The organism is Delftia sp. CH05, from assembly GCF_009827015.1.
Classification (GTDB): domain Bacteria; phylum Pseudomonadota; class Gammaproteobacteria; order Burkholderiales; family Burkholderiaceae_C; genus Comamonas; species Comamonas tsuruhatensis.
The window spans coordinates 1-25,815 of record NZ_WUMG01000008.1 but is presented as its reverse complement, the minus strand read 5'-3'; the positions used below and the strand labels follow the sequence as shown (position 1 = coordinate 25,815).

Below are 25,815 nucleotides of genomic sequence, written 5' to 3'. Positions count from 1 at the left end.
GGGTCCTGTCCGGCATGCCCCGTCTGCGGGGCTGGCCTATCGCTTCCAATCTCTCCGGACCCAGCGCAGCATGGGCCCTTTTTGCCGCAGCGGCGGCTCCCGGTTCCCAGAACAAGCATCATGGAAATTGCCATTCTTTTTGCGCTGATCCTGCTCAATGGCGTCTTCGCCATGTCCGAGATCGCGCTGGTGACGGCGCGCAAGGCGCGCCTGCAAAAACTCATAGACGAGGGGGACGCCGGCGCCGCCGCAGCCGCCCAGCTGGGGGCAGACCCCACGCGTTTCCTGTCCACCATCCAGATCGGCATCACCTCCATCGGCGTGCTCAACGGTATCGTCGGCGAGGCCGCGCTGGCCGCTCCCCTGGCCGAGTGGCTGCAGCGCCTGGGCGTGCCCGCGCCCTATGGCGGCTACACGGCCACGGCGCTGGTGGTGGTGCTGATCACCTATTTCTCCATCGTCGTCGGCGAGCTGGTGCCCAAGCGCATCGGCCAGACCTACCCAGAGACCTTTGCGCGCCTGATCGCACGCCCAGTCAACTGGCTGGCCCATCTGACCAAGCCCTTCGTGGTGCTGCTGTCCGTGTCCACCCATGCGCTGCTGCGCCTGCTGGGCGTCAAGGAAAACAGCGGCAGCGCCGTCACGGAGGAAGAGATCCACGCCATGCTGGCCGAAGGCACGACGGCCGGCGTCATCGAATCGCACGAGCACACCATGGTGCGCAACGTGTTCCGCCTTGACGACCGCCAGATCGGCTCGCTGATGGTGCCGCGCAGCGACGTGGTCTGCCTGGATGCCGATGCGCCGTTCGAGGACAACCTGCGCGTGATCGAGCAGTCCGACCACGCGCGCTTTCCCGTGGTGCGCGGCGGCATGGACTCCATCATCGGCGTGCTCAACGCGCGCCAGTGGCTGTCGCGCGCGCTGCAGGGCAAGGATCAGGGCCTGACCGACCAGCCCATGCAGACCGCGCTCTATGTGCCCGAGACCATCACCGGCATGGAGCTGCTGGAGAGCTTTCGGCTGTCCGACGTGCACATGGCCTTTGTGATCGACGAGTACGGCGAGGTCCAGGGCATCGTCACCCTGCAGGACCTGGTGGAAGCCATCACGGGCGAATTCCAGCCCCGCGATCCGCGCAACTCCTGGGCGCTGCAGCGCGAGGACGGCAGCTGGCTGCTGGACGGCCACATCCCCGTGCCCGAGCTCAAGGACCGGCTGGAGCTGGCCACCGTGCCCGAGGAAGAGCGCGGCCGCTACCACACGCTGGCCGGCATGGTCATGCTGCTCACGGGCCGGCTGCCGCGTGTCACCGACACCGTGCAATGGGAAGGCTGGCGCTTCGAGGTGGTGGACATGGACGGCAAGGCCATCGACAAGGTGCTGGCCATGCGCGTTGACGTGTCGCTGCAGGTGCCCGGCGACGAAGACGCAGGAGCAGCCCATGCACCGCGTTGAACGACGGGCCCCGCGCTGCGCCTGGAAACTGCTGGCATGCGCGGCGGCCGTGGTCTTCATGGCCGCCTGCCTGGACGGCGTGCAGGGCTACCCGCAGCAGCAGGCGCCCATCATCAGCCCCTACGACATGACGCAGGAGCAGCGGCTTGCCGAAATGAACGCCATGGGCGCGGCCGGCCATGCCGACCACCGCTGGACCTACGAACTTCGCCCCGGCTGCGTGCTGCGCGTGGACCTGGACGGCCCGCAAGGCCCGCGCCCTTCCCTCGATATCGCCCTGCTGGGCAGCGTGGTGGCCGTCACGTCCCAGCGTGAACGCGGCAGTTTCCGCGTGGAGCTGCAGTCCGGCGACGGCCTGCAGTCGGCACGGTCCCTGGTGCTGGAAAGCACCAAATGGGCCGACGCCAGCTGGACCCAGCTGCTGCTGCGCCTGATGCAAAAGGGTTGCATGGAAATGCAGGGCCGCCCGCACGGCAGGACCGCCAGCCGGCACTGAGAGGCGACGCACAACGGCACGGATCGGCATGCATCGGCAGGGACCGGCAGGCCAGGCAAGCGCGGCTTGCCCGGTCCCGCAAATGTGAGGGGCGGAAACGACAAGCGGCACCGAAGTGCCGCCGGGTAGGGCGCGGGGCGCAGGGTCCCGGGCCAGGGCAGATCGCCGGCTTACTTGGCCAGCGTCAGCGTGCCCTTCATCAGCGCGGAATGGCCGGGGAAGGAGCAAAAGTAGCTGTAGGCCTCGCCCGCCTTCAGGGCGGCGGTGGAGAAGGTCACGGAGTCGGTCTCGCCGCCGCCGATCACCTTGGTGTGGGCGATCACGCGGGCGTCCTTGTCCTTCACGAAGTCCTTGGCGGCGCCGGCGGCGATGCCGTCATTGGCCACGGGCTGCAGGTCGGCCGTCTTGCTCAGTACCCAGTTGTGGCCCATGGCCGTCTTGGGCAGCTTGCCCACGTGCTTGAGCTTGACCGTGAACTGCTTGCAGCTGGCGGGCACGCTGATGGTGGGCTTGTTGAACTGCATGGCGTCATTGCCTTCGATCTCGACGGCGCAGTCGGCGGCCAGCACAGGTGCGGCGACGGCAGTCATTGCGAGGGCCAAGAGGACGGGTTTCCATTGCATTGCCATTGTTTTCTCCTTGAAAAGCGGGTGAGGTGGCTGGCATCCGGTGGCCATGGACCGGCAGGCGGTCTGTCGCCATGGATGCTTTGTATGGCTGCCTCCAGCATAGACAGGATGGGGGAGGGCGGGTTGATTTGAATCAAGTCAAAACAGTTCGAAGACCTGCGCTCCAAGCATGCGGGATGGCGTCACGCCGGCAGGGTATGCGCGGTGGCTGTCGCCGGGAATCACCTGCCGTCCGTCGTCTTTTGGCGACGGGCAACCCCACAGCTCGCATGCCTCTACTCACCTCAGTCACATTTGGGTACGATTGCGGAACATAGAGGGAGTTTATGAGAGTGATGGTTTTCATAGGCGTTGTCATTGGCGCCATCTTTCTGCTGACGGCGTTCTTCGTCGACAGCTCCCAGCAACAGACGGCGCTGGCGGGCATGGCCTGTGCCAGCGTCCTCATTCCGTACGTGCTGTTCAGGTTGCACTCGATCGCTGTCGAGCAGGACAAGCTCGATCAGATCCTGCAGCTGATGCGAAAGTCCGGCAGCCAGCCCGAAGGGGTGGCTCCGGGCGGCGAGGGGTCCCGTGAGCCGGGTGGTCCTTCGGCGCCCAGGTCCTGGATGTCCTGAGGCGCGGGGCGGCAGCCAAGGCAGGTCCGGCAGGCCAGGCAGGTCTGGCAGGCCTCAGGCGAACTGCACGACCACGCGCCGGTTGGTGCGGCTTTTCTTCTCGATCTTGGTGACGGCCACCGTGCCGATCTCGGCCGTGCTGCGCACATGCGTGCCGCCGCAGGGCTGGCGGTCCAGGCCGGGGATGTCGATGATGCGGATCGTCGCCGTGCCGCCAGGGGGCGCCGCGCCTGCGGTGCGTACCAGGTCGGGCTGGGCGGCCAATTGCTCGGGCGTGATGCGGTCCACGTTCACGGCATGGCTGTCGGCGATCAGGGCGTTCAGGCGCTCCGTCAGATCGGCCTTGTCCAGCGTGGATTCAGGCAGGTCGAAATCCAGGCGTGCCGAGTCCGGCGAGATGCTGCAGCCCGTCACGGGCACGGGCACCAGCACGCCCAGCAGGTGCAGGCAGGTGTGCAGGCGCATCAGACGGTGGCGCCTGTCCCAGTCGATGGCTACCTGCACGCGCTCGCCGACCTGGGGCGGCGCATCGGTCTGCAGCACATGCAGGATGCGCTGGCGGTCATCGGCATAGACGGTGTCGATGACCGCCAGGCTGCGTCCGTCGGCCAGGATCAGCGTGCCGGTGTCTCCGGCCTGGCCGCCGCTGCGGGCATAGCAGACCGTGGCATCCAGCTCGATGCCTTCGGGGCTGACCGCGATCACGGTGGCTTCGCAGCGGTCCAGGTAGGCGTCGTCGTCAAAGAGCTTGTGCGTCTGGGACAGGGGCATGGGCATGGGGTGTCTCCGGGGTCATGTCGCGGTCCATGGTATCGGCGGCATGGCGGGGCCGGGCAGTACGCCTGGGCGAAAAGTCCCCAGTACAGTCCATTGCCCGCAGCGGTGGCAGTCGGCTGCTTGACAGCCTGTCAAGTGCCCGGGTCCGCGACCTGACAAGATCGGCGCCCGCGCCGCGCGCGTGCCGCTGAACAATGGCGCATTCCTTGCCGACGGCGCTACAGATTTTTCCGAAGCTGACGACATACGCAGGGCATGAATCTGTGAGTTTTCCGAGGAACTGTCCGAATGGATCAATAACCTTTGCGTCCATCCCGTGCAGGCTCCACCCCCGTCTCCATCCCGGCAGGCCCCGGTTTGCGGCTGCCCACATTGTTCATCTCCTCATCTTTATGAGCACTACCGATCTTCACGCAGCTTCCCTGAGCGATCTCTATGACCGGCTGGACGAAGGCCTCAGCGAAGAGGCCTTTGCCGCCGAACTTGATGCCCGGCTTCATGACGGGCGGGCCGATGAGGTGCAGGTTTTCCTGCGTGATTGCGAGGAGCGCTGCCTTTACATGCTGGGGCGCCTGAACAGCAGCGAATCGCCCTGGACACATGACGGTGAGCGCTGGCTGGCCCTGGCACGGCTCACGGTGCCGCGCGGCCATGCGCCGGCAGGGCTCAGCGAGAAGCTGACCAATGCCAAGGTGGCCGCCGAAGTGCGCGTGATGGCCGAGCAATGGCTGGCCCATGCCCGCAGCGCGGATCTGCCGGTCTTCAAAGGCATAGGCATGGTGCTGGGCAACCTGGTGCCCTGGCTCTGCTATCCAGGCATGCCCTACGAGGAAGTGACGGCCACGCTGGACTGGACGCTGGCGCTGCGCAAGGAAGGTGAGTACAAGCCCGACACCGAGTACCACGCGCCCTGGAAGCGGCTGATCGCCCAGCTGAACGATGCCGACCTGCAGCGCTACGCCGCCGTGGGCGGCAAGCTGTTCGCCGACGTGATAGTGCACTACCGCGAAGAGCGCCAACCCAAGCAGCCCAAGGGGCAGGGCTGGAAGTCCTGGATGGGCTTCTTTGCCGCGCATCCCGAGCTGTATGACCAGACCTACATAGGCGATCCGGACCTGATAGAGCAGCGCTGGGCCAGCGCAGATGCCCCACGGCGTGAGGAACTGGCGGGCACCCTGATGGGCCAATTGGGCCATGCCCAGGGCGGGGAGCGTACCCGTGCGCTGCAGCTGCTGGACCGCCTGGTGGCCGAGGATCCCGCGCCCTTTGCCAGGCAGCTGCGTGAGAACGGCGGCTATCGGATCAGCCTGGCGCTGGCCATGCATGTCATGAAGCAGGACGATGCCGCCTTGCTGCCCCTGCTGCTGCCGGCCATTGCCCAGCACTGCGACCGCGAGGACGAGCTGCGCCGCTACCGCAGCGCGATCCGCGAACTGGTGACCCGCCGCCCGGCCGATCTGGCCGAGGTGCCTGTCAAGGACCTGGTCAATGTGCTGCCCGCGTTCGACACCGCCAGCCTGAAGGCCACGCTGCCCACCCTGACCCCGCTCATCGCAGGCAGCAGCGCCAAGGGCCTGCGCACCGCCATGGCCGGCCTGGCCGCCCATATTCCGCTGGCCAGCTTGGTGGATGCCGGCTGGCTGAACAAGCCGCCCAAGAACCTGCTGCTGACCTGCCGCGACGTGCTGCTGGCCCACCCCGACCCCGCCGTCGGTCCCTTGCTGGCGCAGTTGCTGGCCGGCGGCAAGCTGGATGCGGCCTCGGCCAGCAGCGTGCAGCAGCGGCTGCAGCAGTTGGGCCTGACAGGGCAGGGCGCCTCGGCATCGGATGAAAGCCAGGCGGATGCCGCATCGCCAGCGTCTGCCGCTGGCGGCGTGGAGCTGGAAGCCCAGATCGCCTCCATCAAGCGCCTGAGCGCGGCCATCAAGCCCTTCGATACGCCCGAGCTGCTGGCGCTGTGCGCGCCGCTGTCCGAGCACGCGGCCCGCGTGCTGCTGCACGTATCCGCCATTGCCGAAGGCGGCCTGCCGCCGCTGGCCGGCGAGCTGCTGGCGCGCATTCCGGCCGACAACCGTGCCCGCCTGGCGCTGGCCCTGGTGCAGCAATGGATTGCTTGCGAGGGCGAACCCAAGCAGCGCTGGGCGCTCAGGCTGCTGCCCGGCCATGCCGATGACCGCGTGGTCGATGCGCTGGTGGCCGCCGTCCAGGCCTGGAACCGCCCGCGCCTGCAGCGCGCGGCCGCCGCTGTCGAGCATCTGGGCGAGGTGGACAGCCTCTACGCTCTGCTGCGCGTGCAGGAGATCTCCGAATCGCGCTCGCTCAAGGACCAGGTGCAGCGCACGGCGCGCAGCGCCCTGCGTGCCGCCGCTGCCCGCCGCAAGATGAGCGTGCCCGAGCTCTTCGACGAGCTGACCCCCGACTTCGGCCTGGGCCAGGGCCTGACGGTCACGGTCGGGCCGCACAGCTACCGCGTGGAGCTGCAGGGCGATCTGAGCCTGCGCGTCATCAACGACAGGAACAAGGCCAGCAAGACCATTCCTGCGGTCAAGGACGAGGCGCTCAAGCCCGAATGGGAGGCTGCCACCGCGCAGCTCAAGACCCTGGCCACCAGCCTCAAGACCGTGGTCAAGCAGCAGGCGCCGCGCATGCTGGCGGCCCTGGTCAGCGGCAAGCGCTGGCCGCTGGATCGCTGGCAGCGGCTGTTCGTGGCCCACCCGCTGCTGCGCATCGTGGGGCGCAGCCTGATCTGGCGCGCAGAGGATGCGCCGGGCCTGGCGCGCACCAGCTTCCGCCTGGCCGAGGATTTCTCGCTGGTCGATGTGGAGGATGAAACCGTGGCCCTGCCGGCAGGCTGCAGCATCAGCCTCTGGCACCCGGCCACGGCCCAGCCCGGCGAGCGCGAGGCCTGGCAGGCCTACATGGCCGACTATGAGCTGGAGCCCCTGGTCGACCAGCTGGGCGCCTGCGCCGAGCAGCCAGCGCCCGGCCAGTTCAAGAACGGCATGCTGCTGCCGCCCGCGCCGATCACGCTGGCGCAGGAGCAGCTCGGCGCCATGCTCAAGAAGTTCGGCTACCGGCCCGGCCCCGTGGGCGATGGCCCCAGCATCAACGAGCATGTGTGGCGCCTGCCCGCGCTGGAGCTGAGCCTGGAGCTGTCGCACGGCTATTTCCCGCCCTACCTGGACCTGGGCCTGCCCGTGGCCGTGGAAGGCCTGCGCGTGCACGACCTGAGCAAGGGTTACGGGGCCAGCGCCGACCCGGCGCGGCTGCCCAAGCCGCTGCTGGCCACGCTGCAAGGCCAGTGGCTGGCCCTGGCGGCCAAGGCGGCTGCCTGAGCCCTTGTCTTTGTGAACCTTTGCTCCCTTGAAACGTTGGCCGGCCGATCGCCCATCACCGAAGACTCCACAGACCATGAGCAACAACGAGACAGCAGCGCTTCCCCTGCAGGCTTTGTACGAACTGCACACGGCCGCGCCGGCCGGGCGCGAGGGCATGCCGGCCTTTGCCGCCGAACTGGCAAAGCGCCTGGCCCAGGGGCGCGATGCCGAGGTGGCGGACTTCCTGCGCGACAGCAGCAGCCTGTGCCAGGAGCGGCTGCACCAGTTGCCCGGCGAGCATGCGCCCTGGCAGCGCGACCACGCGCTGTGGCTGGCGCTGGCGCGCATCAGCCTTCCGCTGGGACAGTTCTATGGAGGCAACCCGGGCGTGCCCCGGCGCAGTGCCGAGCTGACCGCAGAGCTGACGGCACTGGCCCGCGCCTGGCTGGATGACTGGGGCAGCCGCACCCACCAGCCCTGGAGACTGCGCGATGGCTACGACCTCGTGCTCAGGCAGGTGTTCGGCGTGCTGGGCCATGAAGGCATGTCCAGTGCCGAGATCACCGCCCTGCTGCGCTGGGCGCGGGAACTGAGCGCAAAGGCCGGCATTGCGCCCGGCGCGCAGTACTACTGCCAGTGGCAGCACCTGCTGCACCAGCTGCCCGAGCCCGAACTGCTGGCCATGGCCATCGAGGACGGCGGCGGCCAGCTCAGCCGCGACATCGTCCAACGCCAGCTGCCGCTGCAGCGCACGCGGCCTGCAGCGCAGCGCTGGGCGCTGTGGCGGGATTTTTTTGCGCAATTCCCCGCCGTGCTTGACCAGCTGCGCCTGCCCGAGCCCGTGCTGATCGCATCGCGCTGGGAGACGGCCGATGCCGCGCGCCGCGACCTGCTGGCCCAGGACCTGTTCAAGGCCTTGTGCTTTGCCTCGGACGATGACTGGCCGCATGACCGTGCCCTGGTGGAGTGCATGCTGCAGACCGACGCTGCGCCCCTGGCCGCCTGGTTCAAGCAACTGGGCCACCTGGCGATCAATCCCGCCGTGGCGCAGCGGCTGTGGGAAGCCCGGTGGCCGGCCCTGCTGCCGCTGCTATTGCCGGCCTGCGCAGACGGCTGCAAGCACGAATCCGACCGCGCCGGCTACGCCCCGGTGGCCGAGACCCTGCTGGCCGATCGCCCTGGCGACCTGGCCCGGCTGGCCGCCGGCCCGCTCACGCACCTGCTGCCCGCGCTGCGCGTGGACACGCTGCAGCGGCTGCTGCCGCAACTGGGCAAGGCCGCCTCCGGCAGTGCCTCCAAGGGTTTGCGTGCGGCGCTGGCACAGGCGCTGTCTGCCTTGCCCGTGGATGCGCCCCAGGCCGCCGGCTGGCTGGCCAAGCCCAACAAGAACTTGGTGCTGGCCTACCGCGATGTGCTGGTGGCCCATCCTGATCCGGCGTCTGGCAGCCTGCTGTCGGCACTGCTGTCCGGTGGATTGCTGGACGTGGCCGAGCAAGGCCCGGTGCAGGCGCGACTGAAGGATCTGGGTGCCGCAGCCCCGGTTGCGGACGCAGCCGGGTCACCTGGCGGCGAGGCCGTGCCTGCGGGCAGCGATGCCGGCTCCCTGGCAGAGCTTGAAGCCCAGGCCGCCAGCCTGCAGCGCCTGTCGCCCGCCATTGCCGCGCTGGACCAGCCGGCGCTGCTGGACCTGCTCGCGCCCCTGTCGGCCCAGGCCGCGCGTGCGCTGCTGCACCTGGCGGCCACCAGCCCGCAGGAGCTGCCGGCGCTGGCCCGCCAACTGCTGGCCCAGGCCGGCGCGGAAAACCGTGCGCGGCTGGCGCTGGCCCTGGTCCAGCACTGGGTGGCTGCCGATGGCGCGCCCGAATCGCGCTGGGTGCTCAAGCTGCTGCCCGGCGCGGCGGACGACCGCATCGTCGATGTGCTGTCCTCGGCCGCCCTGGCCTGGCACAAGACGCGCAAGGAGCGCGCCGTGGTCGCGCTGCAGCAGCTGGGCCGGCTCGACACGGTCTATGCCCTGTCCTGCGTGCAGGCCCTGGCCACCGGCAAGACCCTCAAGCCCAGCGTGCTGGCCGCCGCGCAGGCCGTGCTGGCCGAGGCCGCCACGCGGCGCGGCATGGCGCTGGCCGACCTCGGCGACGAGCTGACCCCGGACTTCGACCTGGGCCGGGGCGTGCAATTGCAGGTGGGCGCGCAGACCTATGACGTGCTGCTGCAGGGCGACCTGTCGCTGCGCCTGCGCACGCCGGCCGGCAAGCTGGTGCGCAGCCTGCCGGCCCTGGACGACGAGGGCCTGCGCACGGAGTGGGAGGCGGCCGCCGCGCGGCTCAAGACGCTGTCCAAGGGCATCAAGGCCGTGCTGCAGCAGCAGGCGCCGCGCCTGCAGTCCTGCCTGATGCTGGGCCGGCACTGGCCGCTGGACACCTGGCGCCGCCTCTTCCTGGAGCACCCGCTGCTGCGCGTGGTGGCACAGGGCCTGGTCTGGCGGGTGGAGCCCGCGGCCGGCCAGCCGTTCAGCCTGCGCATTGCCGAGGACCTGTCCCTGGTCGATGCCGAGAGCGACGCGGTGCAACTGCCGGCCGAGGGCCGCATCGCCCTGTGGCACCCCGCGCAGGCCACCGAGCAGGAGCGTGCGCAGTGGCGCGAATGCCTGGCCGACTACGGCCTCAAGGCCCTGGTCGAGCAGGTCGATGCGCCCGCCGACCTGCCGCTGTCCAGCCAGTGGCAGCAGGAACTGCTGCAGCCCCTGGCACCGATACGGCTCACGCAGCAGGCGCTGGACGGCCTGGCAGGGCCATGGCGCTTTCATGCCGGCCCCGTGTGCGATGGCCCCGGCATCTACCTGCACCTGCGGGACTTTGCCGTGCAGCGCTGGCGCGTGGAACTGCTGCACAGCGCGGCCATGCCGTACTACGAGCCCGGCCATGAGATCGACATCGAAGGCTTTGCCCTGCGTGACATGGCCGCCGACCGCCTGCTGCCCCCGGCCGAATGGCCGCTGCCGCTGCAGGCATCGCTGTGCGGCATGCTCCAGGCCCTGGCCTCGCGCGCTGCGGGCGCGGCTGCAGCCCAGGTTTGACTCCCTCCAGAACCCCTGAATCCATGAACTCTTCGACCCTAGAACACACCGACCAGGCCACGCTGGAGGAACTGAGCGCCTCGCTGCCACCCGCCGAACTGGTCCAGGTGCTGGCCAGCCGCATGCGCGCGGGCCGGCATGACGAAGTGGGCGCCTTCACGCGCAAGGCCTTCGACGACTATTCCAACCCCATCCGCGCCCTGGGCAACTTCGATCTGCCCTGGACCCATGACCATGACCTGTGGCTGGCCTTCGCGCGGCAGACCATCCCCTTCGGGTGCAGGATCGACGGCAGCCTGGACGGCGACATTCCACGCCATAGCCCCGAGCTTGCGGCCGAGTTCGAGCAGATGGCGCGCGCCAGCCTGGCCCGTCCACCTGCGCCGGACGGCGACAACGACTACCGTGAAATCCGCATCCTGGACATGTTCGGCTGGCTCTGGTACCCGGGCATCAGCCGTGAACGGGTGATGCAGCTGCTGGACTGGGCCGCAGAGCTGAACGTCCAGTCCGGTGGCGGGTATGACAGAGCCGACTGGAAGCTGCTGCTGGGCAGCCTGGACGACCAGGACCTGATGGAGCTGGCCGAGCGCGGTGGCGCGCTCTATGCCGACATCCGCGATGTCTACCTGACGCGGCACAGCGACGTTCCGCACCCGCAGCGCTGCGCGCCCTGGTACGACTTCTACCGCCGCCATCCCGACTGGTTCGACGACAAGCCCATCAACGAAGACCCGGGCCTGATCGCGCTGCGCTGGGACCTCGGCGCCGATGCCCAGCGGCGCCTGGAACTGGTCAACCTGCTGCTGGGCAGGGCGGACCATGAGCCGGCCGACTACTTCATCCCCATTTTCGACCGCCTGGTGCGGGAGGATTCCGCACCCTTTGTCGCCTGGATCGAAGGATGGCAGCCCAAGTACCACTTCGATGCGGTGGTCGCCCAGCAGATCTGGAAGGCACGCTACCCGGAGCTTTTGCCCCATCTGCTGCGCTGCATATTGCAGAAATCGCGGATCGAGCCCTTCATCGGCCTGCTCAACCAGATGCTGGCCGAGCAGCCCGACTATCTGCGCGAGATTCCCACCGTGCGCCTGGCCCCGCTGCTGGCGCAGCTGGACCCGGCCATGCTGCATGCCCGGCTGCCCCTGCTGGGCGAACTGCTGGCTGCCAGCAGCTCGCGGGCGCTGCGCGAAGCGGTGGCGCGCTTCATGCAGGGACTGGATGCGCAGGCCGTAGGCGCTGTCTTCGAGTCCAACGCCTGGCTGCAGCGGCGCGAGAAGGCGATGCAGCTGGCCTGCCGCGACATCCTGCTGGTCCACCCCGATCCCGGGGTCGCACCGCTGCTGCAGGCGCTGCTGCGCACGGGCCTGGACCTGGGCTCCGAAAGCATGGTCGAGGGCCGGCTGCTGGCCCTGGGTGTGCCAGTGCCGGGTGCTTTGACCGTGGCGCAGGGGGAGGGGGGCCGGGTGCCGCTTGACGCACTGGAGGCCCGCGTGGCGCGCTTCAAGCGCTTTTCCAGCAGCATCAAGGCCTATGACCAGCCAGAGACCCTGGCCCTGTTCGCGCCGCTGTCCGAGCATGCGGCCCGCACCGTGCTGCATCTGGTGGCCACGGCCGAGGAAGAGCTGCCGCCGCTGGTGGAGCAGTTGCTGGCCCATGTGCCGGCCGAAAGCCGCGCCCAGCTGTCCCTGCACCTGGTCAATGCCTGGGTGGCCCTGGAGGGCGAGCCCAAGGCGCGCTGGGCGCTGCGACTGGCCAACGGCCATGTCGACGACCGCCTGGTGCAGACCCTGGTGGCCGCCGTGAAGGCCTGGGGCTGGAGCAAGAAGCTGCGCGCCATCATCGCCGTGGAGCAGCTCGGTGCGCTGGACACGCTGTATGCGCTGTCCCAGGTCCAGACCCTGTCCACCTCGCGCAAGCTCAAGGACCTGGTGATTGCGGCAGCGCATGACGCGCTGGAGGCAGCCGCCCAGCGGCGCGGCCTGAGCCTGATCGAGCTGTATGACGAGCTGACGCCCGATTTCGGCCTGGGCGGCGAAGGCCTGGTGCTGGAGGTGGGCCCGCAGCGCTACCGCCTGCAGCTGCAGGGCGACCTGAGCCTGCGCGTGGTGGGCGACAAGGGCAAGGCCTCCAAGACCCTGCCTGCGCTCAAGGACGAATCGCTGCGCCTTCAGTGGAATGCGGCACAGGCCGAATTCAAGACCGTTGCCGCTGGCGTCAAGGCCATCGCCAAGCAGCAGGCGCCGCGCATGGGTACCGCCTTCATGACGGGACAGCGCTGGTCCGTCCCGCGCTGGCGCCGCCTGTTCCTGCAGCATCCCCTGCTGCGCATCATGGGCCGCACCCTGATCTGGCGGCTGGAGCAGGGCGCCAGCTTTCGCATTGCCGAGGACTTTTCCCTGCTCGATGCCGCAGACGATGCCGTGGAGCTGCCCGACGATGCGCAGGTGCTGCTCTGGCATCCGGTCGATGCCGCAGCGGGCGAGGTTGAGGCCTGGCGCACCTGCCTGGCCGACTACGAGCTGCAGCCGCTGATCGACCAGCTGGGCGCGGGTGCGCAACTGCCCGACGCCAGCCAGTGGAAGAACCATGCCCTGCACCCTGCCGGCCCGCTGCAGATACGCCAGGGCGCGCTGTCCGGCCTGTTGGCCAAGTGGAACTACCGCCCTGGCCCCGTGGAAGACGGCCCCGGCATCTACGAGCACAGGCTGGACCTGGCGGGCCCGCAGCTGTACATCGAGCTTCACCACGGGCGCTACATGCCGTTCATGGAACTGGACCACCGCGTGGACATCGCCCACGCCGTGGTCTATGACAGCAGCCACCGCGGCGAGGATGGCCGCTGGCCCCGGCTGCAGCCGCAGCAGTGGCCGCGCGCGCTGCAGGCCACGCTGATGGCGCAGTTCGCGGCCATCGCCGCCAAATCGGCCAGCACCAAAGAGAGCGACTGATGGCCACCAAACGCATTGCAGCGCCCACCCCGGAACCTGCCGCCCAGCGGCTGCCGGCCGAGATGGCCCACGCCCAGGAACTTGCGGCCCTGCAGGCCGCCGACCAGGGCCCGCGCCCCGACGGCTGGCGCCTGAGCCCGCGCTCCGTTCGGCGCTTCATCCTGGGCGGCCCGGCCCCGGATGGCGGCGGCCCCGAAATCGCCCGCAAGATCCACGGCAACGATGCCCTGGTCGAGCGCGCCATCGTCACCCTGGCCGGCCAGCGCGGCCTGATGCTGGTAGGCGAGCCGGGCACGGCCAAGTCCCTGCTGTCCGAGCTGCTGGCCGCCGCCATCAGCGGCGACAGCAAGCTCACCGTGCAGGGCGGTGCCGGCGTGGTGGAGGAGCAGATCCGCTATGGCTGGAATTACGCCCTGCTGCTGCGTGACGGCCCCGGCCCCGAGGCCCTGGTGCCCGGCCCGCTGCACCGCGCCATGGGCGAAGGGCGGCTGCTGCGCTTCGAGGAGATCACGCGCTGCTCCACCGAAGTGCAGGACTGCATGGTGCCCGTACTCTCCGACCGGCTGCTGCAGATTCCCGAACTCAAGCACGAGCAGCCCTGGCTGCTGGCACGGCCGGGCTTCAATGTGATTGCCACGGCCAACCTGCGCGATCGCGGCGTCAACGAGATGTCGGCCGCGCTCAAGCGCCGCTTCAACTTCGAGACCATGCGCCCGCTCGAAGGCGTGGCCGCGCAGGCCGCATTGATAGGGCAGGAGGTGGGCCGCGCACTGGCGCAGCAGCGCATCGGCACCACCGTCGCGCCCGATGTGCTGGCCCTGCTGGCCACGGCCTTCCAGGAGCTGCGCAGCGGCAGCGTGGAGGGCACGGCCGTGGAGCGGCCGGGCACCGTGCTGTCCACGGCCGAGGCCATCGACGTGGCCTTCAACGCCGCCTGCCAGTGCTGGTACTTCGGGCAGGAGCGCGTGGGTCCGGCCCACCTGGCGCGCCACCTGCTGGGCACGGTGATCAAGGACGACGACGAGGACCGCCGCCGCTTCGCCGAATACCTGCGCGTGGTGGCACGCCAGCGTGCAGGGCAGCCGGCTTGGCAGGACTTTGTCGCAGGCGGCCGTGAGCACTGACGCTGCCGCGTGGCTGGCGCCGCTGCCGCAGCTGCGCCTGGTGCCCGTGCGCCACCACAGCCCGCGCTGCGCCCATCACCTGCGCGCGCTGATGCGCGAGTTCAAGCCCACCCACGTGCTGATCGAAGGCCCGGGCGAACTCGATGCCCTGCTGCCTGCGCTGCAGCACGCCCAGGCGCGTCCGCCGCTGGCGGCCTACCTGCATGCGACCGTGGCAGGCGGCGATGGCGCACATGAAACGAATGGCTCGAATGGCGCGAATGGCGCTTTGGAGGACGACTGGCGCTGCCGCTGCTATGTGCCCTTTGCGGCCTTCTCTCCTGAATGGGTGGCCCTGCGCGAGGCGGTGCGGCTGCGCAGCCATGTGCGCTTCATCGACCTGCCCTATGCGGCGCGGCTGGCCCAGGCCACGCAGCTGGACTACTTCGCCTGCGCGCCCGAACCCCTGCTGGCCGACGAACCCTCGCGGCTCGCGCCCGACGTGCTGGCCGGCCTCATCCAGGCCGGCGGCTGCCGAGACTTCGACGAATGGTGGGACCGGCATTACGAATCGGGCAATGAGGACGCCTCGCCCCAGGCGTACTTTGCCGGCGTGCTGGCCTTCAGCCAGCTGCTGCGCGAGCGGGACGAGGCAGCGGGCGGCGCGGGCCCTGATGCCGAAGACAGGGCCCGCGAGGCCCACATGGCCGCCCAGGTCCGCGAGGCCCTGGCCGAAGGCGGGCGCTGCCTGGTGGTCTGCGGCGGCTTTCATGTGGCGGGCATCGTGGCTGGCATCACCGCTGGCCTGTCGGCGCCCGAGCGTCCGGCTGCGGCCGGTCAGCCCATCGATGTGGGCGTGCATCTCATCCCCTACACGCTGCAGCGACTGGAGCGTGCCAGCGGCTACGCGGCCGGCATGCCCATGCCCGGCTACTACCAGGGCGTTTGGCAGGCGCTGGAGCAGGGCGCCTCGCAACCCGATGCCCAGGCCTGGCCCGAGATGGCGGCACGCACCGTGAACGGCCTGCGTGCCCGGGGCCTGCCCGCCAGCCTGCCCGACGCGGCAGAGGCCGTGCGCCTGGCCCATGGCCTGGCTGCACTGCGCGCCTGCCACGGCGGCCGGGCCGAGCTGCTGGAAGCGCTGGACAGCGCCGTGTTCAAGGAGCATGCCCAGGCCCTGCGTCCGCAGCCTATGGAGCCGCAGGCCGGGCAGCAGACTGGTCAATGGCTGCTGGACGCCGACGACTACGGCCAGCTGCCACCCAATGCGCCGGCCGCCCCGCTGCTGGTCGATGTACAGGCCTTCTGCCTGCGCCACCGCCTGCCCGTGCGGCCTGCCGCACCCGTGCGCAAGGAGCTGGACATCTACCGCAGCGCCCGTCACCGCCGCCTGTCGCAGGGACTGCACCGGCTGCGCTACCTGGGCGTGCCCTATGCGCAATGCCTGGCGGGACCGGACTTTGTGGCGGGCATCGGCCTGGCGCGCGTGCGCGAGGTCTGGACGCTGGGCTGGCAGGTCGAGACCACGGTGGCACTCACCGAGGCCATGCGCCACGGCTCCAGCCTGCAAGAGGCCGCTGTCCACCGCGTGCTGGAGCGGCTGTCGCAGACCGCCGACACCGAGCCGGCGCAGCGCGTGCTGGAAGTGCTGGTCATGGGCCTGGACGGCATTGCCCAGCAGGTGCTGGACACCGTGCAGGCCTGGATGGAGCGCAGCCACGACGCCCTGGCCCTGGCCCGCGCCACCGGCTGCCTGGCCCTGGCCTACGAGGCCCGCCATGCGCTGGGCGGCGTGGGCCTGGCGCGCCTGCTGCCGCTGCTGCGGCGCTGCTTTGCCCAGGCCTGCCTGCGCCTGCCCTGGCTGGGCGAGGGCGTTGCATCCCAGCAGGCACAGGCCCTGGATGCCCTGGCCGATCTGCACGGCATGGTCTGCCGCGCCGTGCCCTGGGCCGACGCCGGCCTGTTCCACGATGCCTGTGCCGCCTTGCATGAGGCAGGAGCCGGCAGCACGCCGGCGCGCGTGCGCGGCGCCACGGCCGGCATCCTGAGCATGGCCGGCCGCTGGCAGATTGCGCAGACCGATGCCGCCCTGCGCGCCATGCTGGGCCTGGCGCAGATCGATGGCGCCGCCATGGGCGAATACCTGCAGGGCTTTGTGCGCGTGGCCAAGGGCTGGCTGCTCAGCCATCCGCCGCTGCTGCGCCTGCTCAGTGACGGCATTGCGCACTGGCCGGAAGACGCCTTCCTGGCCGGCCTGCCTGCCTTGCGGCTGGCCTTTGCCCAGCTGACCCGTGCCGAACTGCGGCAACTGGCCGGGCGGCTGGCCGGTTTGTCGGGCGCGGCCACGCCACCCGGCGCAACCACGCTGGCCTGCGTGCACCTGCCATCGGACGAGGCCCTGGCGCACAGCCGCGCCTTGGCGGCCCAGGTGGGCCGGCTGCTGCAACCTTGGGGACTGTCATGAGCCGGAAAGATCCGCCAATGCACGAACTGCCAATGCACGAGCCGCCAATGCAGGAACAGGCAATCGATGCCGCCACCCTGCGGCGCTGGCGCCTCATCCTCGGGCCCGAGGCGGCCCAGCCCCTGGCTGCGGCGCAGCCGCTCGATGACGCCGATGCGCGCCGCGACGCGGCACTGGACTATCTCTACCAGCGCGAGCACCGCCTGCGCGAGCAGCCCGACGGTGCAGGCACCGACGCCTGGCAGGGCACGGGCGGGCTGTCCGCGCGCCAGGGCGGCAGCGGCGTGCCCGAGCCGCAGGCCGTGCACTGGCTGGGCGAGGTGCGCGACCTGTTCCCGCGCAGCGCCGTGGAAACGCTGCAGCGTGATGCGCTGTCGCGCTACGGGCTGCACGGCCTGCTCGGCGACCCCCAGGTACTGGCCCAGGCCACGCCCAGCATTGAATTGGTGGCCGCGCTGATGGCCGTGCGCGCCAGCCTGCCCGTGCAGGTGCTGGACGAGGCCCGGCGGCTGGTGGCACGCGTGGTGGCGGATCTGCAGGCACGGCTTTCCTCGCGCGTGCGTTCGGCCTTCGGGCGGCGGCGCAGGCGCCGCAGTAGCCGGGGCCAGGGGCAGATGAGCGATCTGGACTGGCCGCGCACCCTGCGCCACAACCTGCGCCACTACCAGAGCGAGGAGCAGGTGCTGGTGCTGGAGCGCCTGTTCTTCAGGGAGAACGAGGCGCAGCGCCTGACCTGGGACCTGTGGCTGCTGGTGGACCAGAGCGGCTCCATGTACGAATCCGTCATCCACAGCGCCGTGATGGGCAGCATCTTCGCGCGCGTGCGCGCCTTGCGCACCCATGTGCTGCTGTTCGCCGACGAGGTGGCCGATGTCACCGGCCAGTTGCATGCGCCCGAAGAACTGCTGCTGGGCGCGCAACTGGGCGGAGGCACGAATATCGGTGCCGCCCTGGCGCATGCGGCCGGGCAGCTGGGCGCGCCGCGCCGCAGCGTGGTCGTGCTGATCACCGATCTCTACGAAGGCCATGACGAGGCCCGCGTCATCGCCGAGACCGAGCGGCTGATCGCCAGCGGTGCGCGCGTGCTGGTGCTGGCCGCCCTGGATCGCCGCGCCCATCCCGACTACGACCGGGACCTGGCTGCGCAACTGGTGGAACGCGGTGCGCAGATCGGCGCCATGACGCCCGACCATCTGGTGGACTGGCTGGCCTGTGCCATGCAGGGAGGGCGATCCTCATGATGCAGCAATGGCTGCGCACCCTGGACGATGACGCCATTGCCGACTGGGCCAACAAGGGCCTGCTCAAGCGCGGCGCAAAGGCCCTGGCGACATTGGATGCGGCGGCCTGGGAGCTGGATGCCAGCCATGCCCGGGCCGATATCGAAGGCCATGTCCAGACCCTGGCCGGCGCGGGCTTTGCCACGCTGCAATGCAGCTGCCCGGCGTATGGACCCTGCCACCATCTGTGCGCCTTGCTGCTGGGCCTGCGCGCGCGCCTGGCCAGCGGAGGGGCGGCCGATGAGGCAGCACAGGCCCCTATCGCGCCATGGCTGGAGGGCGATGCCGAGGCCGTGGCGCGGGCCTTCGGCAGCGCTGCCCAGCGCAAGGCCCTGCGCTGGATGGCACAGGGTTTCGATGCCGTGCTGGAAGAGACGCCGGCCGCGCTGGTCGGTGAACTCTCCAATCCCGACGAAGTGACCGTGCGCCTGCCGCGTGCTGGCGGCCTGGCGGCGGCCAGTTGCAGCTGCAAGGCCGCCACCTGCGCGCACCGCGCCCTGGTGGCATTGCAGGCCCGGCGCGCAGCGGGCGCACCCATGCCCGAGCTGCCTGCGCATGCGCTGGAAGCCGGCGCACTGCAGCGCCTGGCGCAGGTGAGGCTCTGGCTGACCGGCTGGGTGCTGCAGGGCCGTGCCGGCATGAGCCCGGCCTTCCTCGACCAGGGCGAGGCACTGTCCACCGAACTGCGCCAGGCCGACCTGCCGCGCCCCGCCAGCGTGCTCAACCTGCTGGTGCGCGCATTGCGCGACGAGCGCGCGGGCCGCGCCGGCGCGGCCGAGCGCGTGGCTCCACTGCTGGCCGCGCTGTGGATGCTGCTGCGCGGCCTGTCCCAGCAACCCCTGCCTCGGCCCCTGCAGGAACTGGCTGGCGTGCATAGGCGCAGCTACCGGCGCGTGCAAGGCCTGTGCCTGCATGCCGTGGCGGCCGAGCTGTGGCTGGCGCGCGGAGGGCAGCGCGGTTTTTCGGTGCACTTGCAGGATGCGGCCAGCGGCCGGTTCCTGACCTGGTCGGCATCGCGCGCTGAGGGCTTTGATCCGCAATGGGAGCCTGCCCAGGCGCTGGAATCGGAAACCCTGGGCGGCCTCACGGCAAGGCAGCTGCTGCAAGGTCCTCATGTGCTGGTGGACGGCTGGGTCAGCGACGACGGCCGCCTTTCGGCGCGGGATGCCACCCGGCTGGTGGCGGCCCAGGCGGCCGGCCCCTTGCCGGGGGCCGACGACCCCCAGGTCCTGCTGCGTCGCCATCTGCAGGAGCTGCATGCCGACCCCTGGCGCCAGCAGCCGCCCCTTTGGGCGCGATGGAAGGTGAGCGGCAGCGGCCTGCCGCAGACTGACCTGCTGCTGCAGCGCTGGACGATGGAGCTGCAACCGCAGCTGCCAACCTCCGGCCCCGTCATATGCCTGGCCGGCGATCTGCACGGCATGCACGGCAGGGCGGGCGAGGCCCTGCGCCGGGAGCTGGCGTGCGGCCGGGTGCTGCAGGAGGTCTTTGGCCGCGTGGAATTCGTGGCCGGGCGATTGCAGATGGCCGTGGCATCGGTGCGCTGGCGGGACAGTACGGACTGGCACCATCCCAGCACGGCCTGGAAGCCGCCGCCAGCGCAGGGCAGCAGGGAGAAACAGCCATGAGCACGGCACCGAACGAAAACGCCGAGGCGCCGCTGCGCCATTGGCTGGCACAGGGCCAGGTCTGGCTGGCCGATATGCAGGCCGCAGGCCTGGTGGGTGCCGGCGCACCGCTGCTGGCCGCAGGCCGGGCCTGGGCCGATCAGGCCGCACTGCTGGGCTGGTCCGCCCTGGCACGGCAGATGGACAGCGTGCTGGACCCGCAGCTCGCGCCGGTGGAGCGCGCGGCCGCCCTGCTCGATATCGCGGTCTGGGTCATGACCGCGCAGCGGCTGCAGGCCGCTGCGGATCAGTCCTTGCCCTGAAAAAAGCCATTGAGCTCGGCGCCCGGCGTGGCCTGGGCGAACGCGTCGAAGCGCCCCGTCTCGGCAATGGAGCGCGCCGCATGCAGAAAGCCGCCCCAGGCTGCGCGCGCCAGTGCGCCGCCCACGCTGATGCGGCGCACGCCCATGGCGCTATGCCATCCACATCGAGCGCTTCGCCACCGACGGCATGCGCCCCCAATCGGCCGCAGACCGCAGTACGGCCCACATGAAACTGTCGCGCCAGCAAGGAGATGACCAATGGCTGCTGCAGTACCAGGAGCAGCGCGCCAGCGCCCAGGACCCGCTGGGCCTGACGCGCGCCGAGTTCGAGGCCGACCCCGGCCAGACCACGGCCAGCGCGCTGCGCTTCAATACGCGCAAAAGCGTGCGCCAGCGCCAGCTGGGCGCCGCCTGGCAGCACCAGTTCGGCGCGGGCCAGCGCCTGGAACTCATGGCCTATGCGGGTACGCGCTCCGTGCCCTCGATGGACAGCCCTGCCACGCCGGTGTCCAAGGCCATGCGAACGCTCTCTGCCACCTCCTGCGGACCCAGGCCGAAGCCGCTTTCAAAGTCCGCGTTCACGGGCAGGTCGGTGGCCGCGACCAGGGTGCGCAGATGCGCCAGGGTCATGTCGCGCGAGATGGCGCCATCGGGCCGGCCCAGCGACCATGCATGGCCCGAGCTGGTGCTGGCCAGCGCCTTGAAGCCCAGGCCCTGCAGCATGCGGGCGCTGCCGGCGTCCCATAGATTGGGCAGTACAAAGCAGCCCTGGCGGTGCAGGGCCCGGAAGCTGGCACGTTTTTGTTCGGTGGTAGGGGTCATGGAACACTCCGTTTTGACTCTTGAGAAACTCAAGCATCGATTCTCCAAGGCCTGTGAACGCTATCCACCGCCACAGGCTGAATGGCTGCTGGACCTGCCGAGGCACCAACTTCTGCGCATCTTCCTGCATCACTGCCTGGGTTGCATCTTGACGGGCTACCGTTCGTCAGTTCGATTCGCCCCAGCACACATTGCGTTACGATGCCGCGGCTCTCAAATGAAAGCCGTCCTGGGCGAGTGTGTCGCAACGCCTTGGCTGCTATCGGAGGGACGGCTTCACCACGGCATTCTTTTGCCCAGATCATTCGACATGCAGACTCCGACCTCAGCCCTGCCGAGCACCACCTTCACCACCGAGCAGTGCCTGGAGGCGGACAGGTTCGACGCTTGGCGCAGCGGCATCTCTGTACTGTTCGATGTGACCCCGCTGGAACGCGGTACGGTGCGCGGTGGCTTCCACGCCTCGGTAGATGCAGTCCACTTGGGACAATTGCTTTTGGGAGACCTGCGCTTCGGTGCACAGCGCTTCTCGCGCGGACATGCACGCGCGGCCCATGACGGGCTGGACCACTATCTGGTGCAGTGGTACCGGGGAGGCGGCTTCACAGGGCGCTGTGACGATGGTCACGAGCTGACGGTGCAAGCAGGTGATGTGGTCTTCTTCGACATGGCTCGCTGCCAGCATACCGTTGCGGACGACTCCCATGTGCTCTCGTTGATCGTGCCCCGCAGCCTTGGCGACCAGGCAATGGGTGCATCGAGTTCAGGCTTGCACGGAACCGTGTTGACCCGCAGCAGCATCTTCGCCGGGCTATTGGCAGATCATCTTTGCGCTCTGCAGCGACGCCTGCCTTCCATCGGCCTGGAGCAGGCTGACGACATAGTGCATGCCACTACCCAGATGCTGGCAGCCTGCCTGCGCCCCAGTCTACGGACGGTGGCCGAGGCTCGGACTGAATTGCAGGCAGCAATGCTGGACCGTATCAAGCGCCATATCGCGCGAAACCTGGCTGCTCCCCTCTCGCCCGAGCTGCTTTGCCGGTGCTTCGGCATCTCACGTCACCGGCTCTACCACCTTTTCGAACCTTTGGGGGGTGTGATGCGCTATGTACAGCAGCGACGGTTGCAAGAGGCCTTCCATGCCCTGTCAAACCCTGCCTACCGACGCCTGCGTGTCGCCGAGGTGGCCGCGCGCCTGGGCTTTGCCAGTGAGGCCCACTTCAGCCGCGCATTCCGGGCCAAATTCGGCCACACACCCAGCGACATACGCGCCATGGCGAATTCCACACGCGCGGCATGCATCAAGCCTCCTTCCGGGACCACTCCCGCCACCGTGGAGTATGCGGACTGGCTGCTTGGGCTCATGGCCTGAGTGCCGGATGGATGGTCTTGCCCCAGGCTGACGCTCAGTCGAAAACGTCAGGGGCTTCTGCATGCAGGATGATCTGTGTGCAACTGCACCTGGTCTCCCTGGCCTCTGAAAGCCTTTTCATGCTTGCATCAGGAGGAAAGATTTCCGTGTCCCTAGTCTTCAGGGTGGACACCCGGCCTATGCACGAGCAGGTGCACGCAGGCGAACCCTGAAGCCTTCAGCGATGCTGTAGCGAGGGATGCCCTGACCCTCGTACTGCCGCATCAGGCAAAGAAAGCGGTGCTTGAGCTGCATGGCCGCGCTGAACTCTTCCCAGGCGATCAACGCGCAGGGTGAATCACCATAGGTGCTGCAGATTCGTACCTGGCGTCGGTCCGGCTCCATCTGCGCCCAGCCGTCCTCCCGCAGGCTGACGGGGCACACCTGCGGATTGCGCAAATCCAGCAGATCGGTGAGATAGGGCAGCTCCAGGTCGTTGAGCCAGTAGCAGTTGAAGAAGTGGTGCATGACGCCCAGTGCGTCGGGCGAGCCACAGGCTTCGAGATTCATGTGCATGCGTACGTAGGAATCGCAGAGGCGCATGCTTTGCACGCGCAAGCCGCTCAGCCGGATTTCTGCGTTGGTGCTCTCGCAAGAGACGGTGTCTTGCATGCTGTCTGCCGAGGTTGGATGGAACGTTGCTTGCGACTGTAGCCCGCTTGGCTCGGATTTGTCGCACAAATCGCCGCGCCCACGCCCGTAGCCAGCCCGAAGACCACCGCCGCGGCGACGCCCTGCCGGCTGCCGATGTCGTCCCCCTGGGCAGCGTGGGCACCCCGAAGTACCGAGGCAGACCTCGAACTGGATCGACGGCAAGGACAGAGAGCAATTTCTGATCGAAACAGCCAAAAGTTAGGCAACGGACTGCCGATACACCAAGCAGGCAGGTGCGCGCCAAGTCTAGGCGGCACCTCAAGCCCTTGGGCGCGCACGCGCCAGGGGCTTTTTTCTTTCAGCACGGTACTGTGGGCCTGGGATCAAGGAATCGGGTCAATTCGGCTTCGTATAGAAGCTGTGACCATTTTCAAGACAGGCCTTTGCGTCAAGCGGCTCCAGATTGGAGCGGCAGATGCCGACCACGGTGCGCGTATTGCTCAGCGTATTTCCCGCAGTGTCCCACCCGGACCAGTTGAAGCGCCCAGTCAAGACCCCATACTCGTCTACTTGCAGGTTCTCAACCTTGTAGGAATGGACATTCGGTCGAGTAGACGGGTCCTTGCAGGTCACGGACCCGGCGGAGTTGACAGACTGCCCCGAGACTTCGAGTCCACCTTCGTAAAAGCATGAACCGCCGTTGACCAACTCTTCTTCCATCCGAAAGATGCCATCCTTTGCGTAGATGTGGATCGTCCCAGGGGTCACCTTTCTGACCATTTCCTCCGCGGTGGAATAGCTGAAAGATTTTGTGTGAAGGCGGCTCAAGTGGTCTTCAAAGCGAAATCTCTTCATCAGTTGAGTGGCTTCGCCGGGGAGCGTGATGGACGCCGATGTCTCAGTGTCGAAGACGATGCGAACAGGGCCCACGACTTGTGCAACTTCGCCGTTCTGCGCCGGACCTCCCAGCACGCGACCGCCCTGGTATTCGGTCAGCTCCCCCTCGAAGATCTTCTCGTCCTTCAACTGGCCTGCCGCTTGCAGGAAGAGTGCCGACCCGTCCGTCCTATAGCCGTAATAGGTGACGATGACGTTCAGCCCGCTTTGCCTGTCGATCTGAATGCCGCGTCCTGGCTTGCCGTTCAGCTCCCCGTCAATCGTCCACATACCTGAATCAGGCAGGGCCGCCATTGCCGGCGTAGCCAGGCAGGATACGAGCGCAGAGAACACAGCACTACGGGCAAAACGATTCATAACGACTCCATTGATGTTTGAACTGCAAAAAACGATTAACTATAACTGGCAATCATGTGACTGCGATATTCCAATTCAAGTCAAGTTTGGGATTCAATTTGGGTAATCTATTTGCTCACTAACTCTTGCATCAAGAGGCCGGCAACCCGCCCCGAAGCCCGAACGGTGCAGGCAACTCGGGCTTTTGATGTTCTGAATTCCCAATCCATGGCGACAAAGCACGTCATTTCCGTATCTGGCGGCAAGGACAGCACAGCCGTGCTGCTGCTCGCCATGGAGCGCTGCCCATCCTGCAGCATGGTCCCGGTCTTCTGCGACACCGACAACGAGCATCAAGCTGTCTATGACGACTTGGCCTGTCCGGAACACGGCGAGGGCAAGGACGGCAACAAGCGCTGGAGCCACGGCGCCAAATACATCAAGGGCTCCTTGGGCCCCGCGACGGCCAGCGGCGGCGGCCAAAACCTCGCCTCTGCTTTCATGGTCCAGGCCAACGGCGGGTTCAACAGCACGCCGGCCCGCGACCTGCGCGACCCCATGAACACGACCACCACGCGCGACCGCCTGGCGTTCGCGACCGTGTGGCTCAAGGGCGAGCCTTGGGAGGATCGTGGCTATCACGTTGCGCATGCTGGTGCCGCGCGAACTCCATAACGCCCAAGACTTTCCTCCTGGCTACCTCATCGACCGTACCGTCCCCTGGCAAGCCCCTGACGAAGACCGCCCAGGTTCGTATGCTCGACCACTCCGTGAGTCCCGTGCCCACGCAGCAAGCTGCTTGAAAGAACGCGGACCGAATAGCACTAGAATCTCTTCCAGAGTCATGGCGTAGGTTTTATTGCCAACGGCGTAGGGAGCAAAAACCTACGCCAGAACCTACGCCAAGTTCGTAAGTGAAGATGGATTCGCTGGGTGCCAAGTTGAGGTTCTGCGGCAAGCGCGCCGTGAAATTTCCAAGAAATGCAAGCCCTTGGCGAAGAAATGCATGATTCGACAATGGCTTGGCCAAGGCGGGCGTCGTTCAATGGCAGGACCTGAGCTTCCCAAGCTCAAGACGTGGGTTCGATTCCCATCGCCCGCTCCAGATAGACATCCCTACTGACGTCGGTTCTGGTGCACATACAGAATGCGGCTCGAGAGTGGCCAATCTGGCTAAAGCGATTGAGCAAGCCGACGTGGACATGCAGTTCCACAAGCTGGCAGTCGAACATGCGTACGGTCACCATTTCGCCCAGCCGCTTAAAGCAAGTTCTTCTTCGTCTCCACAACGCTGCGCCGTTGGCAGTAGCGCCATTTCTTCCATATCGTTCGACCCGAGCGCTTGCGCATCGCCTCTTTGATGTCGCCCCCGTATTCCCGACCCCACCCTATTCGCAATAAAGCAGCTGGTCAGCCCCTGCAGCGTGTTGCCGCCTGAACTCCCGAGGCGACCGCATTTTCAGCGAAGAATGCGGATGCACCTCGTTGAAGTGCTCGAAGGCCGCTGGCAGTTGCGCCAGTACCGTCTGCGCGTCACTCAGGTCCATGCGCGCCACATAGTCGCGCTTGAAGGTGTTGACGAAGCTCTCGGCCATGCCGTTGCTCTGCGGGCTGCAGACGGGAGTGTTAATGGGCTTCAGGCCCAGAGCGCGTGCCA

The 25,815-nt window shown here is 68.1% G+C and carries 18 protein-coding genes, 1 tRNA gene and 1 pseudogene; 14 read left to right on the top strand and 6 right to left on the bottom strand.

Features of this window, described 5'->3' with window-relative positions; genetic code table 11:
• The first annotated feature begins 120 nt into the window (after window positions 1–120).
• Window positions 121–1,458 carry a hemolysin family protein gene (locus tag GRX31_RS09085; RefSeq protein ID WP_016446219.1) on the top strand — a complete coding sequence of 446 codons (1,338 nt, stop codon included), beginning with the start codon at window positions 121–123 and terminating at the stop codon, window positions 1,456–1,458.
• On the top strand, window positions 1,445–1,954 hold the full coding sequence (locus GRX31_RS09080) for a hypothetical protein (RefSeq protein ID WP_016451614.1): 510 nt from the start codon (window positions 1,445–1,447) through the stop codon (window positions 1,952–1,954). The genes GRX31_RS09085 and GRX31_RS09080 overlap by 14 nt, the downstream gene beginning before the upstream one ends.
• Window positions 1,955–2,124: 170 nt before the next feature.
• On the opposite strand, the gene azu is transcribed toward GRX31_RS09080, so the two are convergent.
• Window positions 2,125–2,583 carry an azurin gene (azu, locus tag GRX31_RS09075; RefSeq protein ID WP_016446217.1) on the bottom strand — a complete coding sequence of 153 codons (459 nt, stop codon included), beginning with the start codon at window positions 2,581–2,583 and terminating at the stop codon, window positions 2,125–2,127.
• 326 nt (window positions 2,584–2,909) lie between these two features.
• Here azu and GRX31_RS09070 point away from each other — a divergent pair, with 326 nt between their 5' ends.
• A complete protein-coding gene (locus tag GRX31_RS09070) occupies window positions 2,910–3,200 on the top strand; it encodes a hypothetical protein (protein WP_160852290.1) in 291 nt (96 codons plus the stop codon).
• A gap of 54 nt (window positions 3,201–3,254) precedes the next feature.
• Here GRX31_RS09070 and GRX31_RS09065 read toward each other — a convergent pair whose 3' ends face one another.
• Complete coding sequence (locus GRX31_RS09065) at window positions 3,255–3,977, bottom strand: alanyl-tRNA editing protein (RefSeq protein WP_017403871.1); 723 nt, start codon at window positions 3,975–3,977, stop codon at window positions 3,255–3,257.
• Between the two features lie 392 nt (window positions 3,978–4,369).
• Between GRX31_RS09065 and GRX31_RS09060 the strand changes: the two genes are divergently transcribed.
• From GRX31_RS09060 to GRX31_RS09025, 8 genes are all read left to right on the top strand, one after another.
• Window positions 4,370–7,312 (top strand): DUF4132 domain-containing protein, encoded by a 2,943-nt coding sequence (locus GRX31_RS09060; RefSeq protein WP_160852288.1) that lies wholly within the window; start codon window positions 4,370–4,372, stop codon window positions 7,310–7,312.
• A gap of 76 nt (window positions 7,313–7,388) precedes the next feature.
• Window positions 7,389–10,370, top strand: a complete 2,982-nt coding sequence (locus tag GRX31_RS09055; protein WP_160852286.1) for a DUF4132 domain-containing protein — start codon at window positions 7,389–7,391, stop codon at window positions 10,368–10,370.
• A 23-nt stretch (window positions 10,371–10,393) separates the two neighbouring features.
• On the top strand, window positions 10,394–13,321 hold the full coding sequence (locus GRX31_RS09050; protein ID WP_160852284.1) for a DUF4132 domain-containing protein: 2,928 nt from the start codon (window positions 10,394–10,396) through the stop codon (window positions 13,319–13,321).
• The gene (locus tag GRX31_RS09045) at window positions 13,321–14,445 is read left to right on the top strand and encodes an ATP-binding protein (RefSeq protein WP_046241649.1); all 1,125 of its coding nucleotides are present in this window, start codon (window positions 13,321–13,323) and stop codon (window positions 14,443–14,445) included. Before GRX31_RS09050 ends, GRX31_RS09045 begins: the two co-directional genes overlap by 1 nt.
• The gene (locus GRX31_RS09040) at window positions 14,435–16,888 is read left to right on the top strand and encodes a DUF5682 family protein (protein WP_160852282.1); all 2,454 of its coding nucleotides are present in this window, start codon (window positions 14,435–14,437) and stop codon (window positions 16,886–16,888) included. Before GRX31_RS09045 ends, GRX31_RS09040 begins: the two co-directional genes overlap by 11 nt.
• 47 nt (window positions 16,889–16,935) lie before the next feature.
• Window positions 16,936–18,129, top strand: coding sequence for a VWA domain-containing protein (locus GRX31_RS09035; protein ID WP_160852280.1), 1,194 nt, complete (start codon window positions 16,936–16,938; stop codon window positions 18,127–18,129).
• Entirely contained in the window at window positions 18,126–19,796 is a 1,671-nt protein-coding gene (locus tag GRX31_RS09030) for an SWIM zinc finger family protein (protein ID WP_160852278.1), read from the top strand. Before GRX31_RS09035 ends, GRX31_RS09030 begins: the two co-directional genes overlap by 4 nt.
• Entirely contained in the window at window positions 19,793–20,098 is a 306-nt protein-coding gene (locus GRX31_RS09025) for a hypothetical protein (protein WP_154834182.1), read from the top strand. The genes GRX31_RS09030 and GRX31_RS09025 overlap by 4 nt, the downstream gene beginning before the upstream one ends.
• Here the strand turns inward: GRX31_RS09025 and GRX31_RS31150 are convergent.
• Window positions 20,083–20,920 (bottom strand): annotated as a pseudogene (locus GRX31_RS31150) (isocitrate lyase/PEP mutase family protein). The gene GRX31_RS09025 and the pseudogene GRX31_RS31150 sit on opposite strands and share 16 nt — an antisense overlap.
• On the opposite strand from GRX31_RS31150, the gene GRX31_RS09005 reads away from it, so the two are divergent.
• Window positions 20,919–22,292: a helix-turn-helix domain-containing protein gene (locus tag GRX31_RS09005; RefSeq protein WP_227740991.1), complete on the top strand. Its 1,374-nt coding sequence runs from the start codon at window positions 20,919–20,921 to the stop codon at window positions 22,290–22,292. The pseudogene GRX31_RS31150 and the gene GRX31_RS09005 sit on opposite strands and share 2 nt — an antisense overlap.
• Window positions 22,293–22,469: 177 nt before the next feature.
• On the opposite strand, the gene GRX31_RS09000 is transcribed toward GRX31_RS09005, so the two are convergent.
• Both GRX31_RS09000 and GRX31_RS08995 read right to left on the bottom strand, forming a co-directional pair.
• Window positions 22,470–22,841, bottom strand: a complete 372-nt coding sequence (locus GRX31_RS09000; RefSeq protein ID WP_237426641.1) for a hypothetical protein — start codon at window positions 22,839–22,841, stop codon at window positions 22,470–22,472.
• A 480-nt stretch (window positions 22,842–23,321) separates the two neighbouring features.
• Complete coding sequence (locus tag GRX31_RS08995; protein ID WP_237426640.1) at window positions 23,322–24,179, bottom strand: hypothetical protein; 858 nt, start codon at window positions 24,177–24,179, stop codon at window positions 23,322–23,324.
• Between the two features lie 207 nt (window positions 24,180–24,386).
• Here GRX31_RS08995 and GRX31_RS30780 point away from each other — a divergent pair, with 207 nt between their 5' ends.
• On the top strand, window positions 24,387–24,833 hold the full coding sequence (locus GRX31_RS30780; protein WP_237426639.1) for a phosphoadenosine phosphosulfate reductase family protein: 447 nt from the start codon (window positions 24,387–24,389) through the stop codon (window positions 24,831–24,833).
• Window positions 24,834–25,189: 356 nt separating this feature from the next.
• A tRNA-Gly gene (locus GRX31_RS08980) sits at window positions 25,190–25,263 on the top strand.
• 283 nt (window positions 25,264–25,546) lie between these two features.
• Here the strand turns inward: GRX31_RS08980 and GRX31_RS08975 are convergent.
• Window positions 25,547–25,815: integrase core domain-containing protein (locus GRX31_RS08975; protein WP_160852274.1), on the bottom strand; the 269-nt coding region annotated here is incomplete at its 5' end.

Excerpts from the sequence above, each read along its gene's own strand:
- GRX31_RS09085 (WP_016446219.1), top strand. The coding sequence starts at position 121 with ATGGAAATTGCCATTCTTTTTGCGCTGATCCTGCTCAATGGCGTCTTC.
- GRX31_RS09080 (WP_016451614.1), top strand. The coding sequence starts at position 1,445 with ATGCACCGCGTTGAACGACGGGCCCCGCGCTGCGCCTGGAAACTGCTG.
- azu (WP_016446217.1), bottom strand. The coding sequence starts at position 2,583 with ATGGCAATGCAATGGAAACCCGTCCTCTTGGCCCTCGCAATGACTGCC.
- GRX31_RS09070 (WP_160852290.1), top strand. The coding sequence starts at position 2,910 with ATGAGAGTGATGGTTTTCATAGGCGTTGTCATTGGCGCCATCTTTCTG.
- GRX31_RS09065 (WP_017403871.1), bottom strand. The coding sequence starts at position 3,977 with ATGCCCATGCCCCTGTCCCAGACGCACAAGCTCTTTGACGACGACGCC.
- GRX31_RS09060 (WP_160852288.1), top strand. The coding sequence starts at position 4,370 with ATGAGCACTACCGATCTTCACGCAGCTTCCCTGAGCGATCTCTATGAC.
- GRX31_RS09055 (WP_160852286.1), top strand. The coding sequence starts at position 7,389 with ATGAGCAACAACGAGACAGCAGCGCTTCCCCTGCAGGCTTTGTACGAA.
- GRX31_RS09050 (WP_160852284.1), top strand. The coding sequence starts at position 10,394 with ATGAACTCTTCGACCCTAGAACACACCGACCAGGCCACGCTGGAGGAA.
- GRX31_RS09045 (WP_046241649.1), top strand. The coding sequence starts at position 13,321 with ATGGCCACCAAACGCATTGCAGCGCCCACCCCGGAACCTGCCGCCCAG.
- GRX31_RS09035 (WP_160852280.1), top strand. The coding sequence starts at position 16,936 with ATGCAGGAACAGGCAATCGATGCCGCCACCCTGCGGCGCTGGCGCCTC.
- GRX31_RS09030 (WP_160852278.1), top strand. The coding sequence starts at position 18,126 with ATGATGCAGCAATGGCTGCGCACCCTGGACGATGACGCCATTGCCGAC.
- GRX31_RS09025 (WP_154834182.1), top strand. The coding sequence starts at position 19,793 with ATGAGCACGGCACCGAACGAAAACGCCGAGGCGCCGCTGCGCCATTGG.
- GRX31_RS09005 (WP_227740991.1), top strand. The coding sequence starts at position 20,919 with ATGGAACACTCCGTTTTGACTCTTGAGAAACTCAAGCATCGATTCTCC.
- GRX31_RS09000 (WP_237426641.1), bottom strand. The coding sequence starts at position 22,841 with ATGAATCTCGAAGCCTGTGGCTCGCCCGACGCACTGGGCGTCATGCAC.
- GRX31_RS08995 (WP_237426640.1), bottom strand. The coding sequence starts at position 24,179 with ATGAATCGTTTTGCCCGTAGTGCTGTGTTCTCTGCGCTCGTATCCTGC.
- GRX31_RS30780 (WP_237426639.1), top strand. The coding sequence starts at position 24,387 with ATGGCGACAAAGCACGTCATTTCCGTATCTGGCGGCAAGGACAGCACA.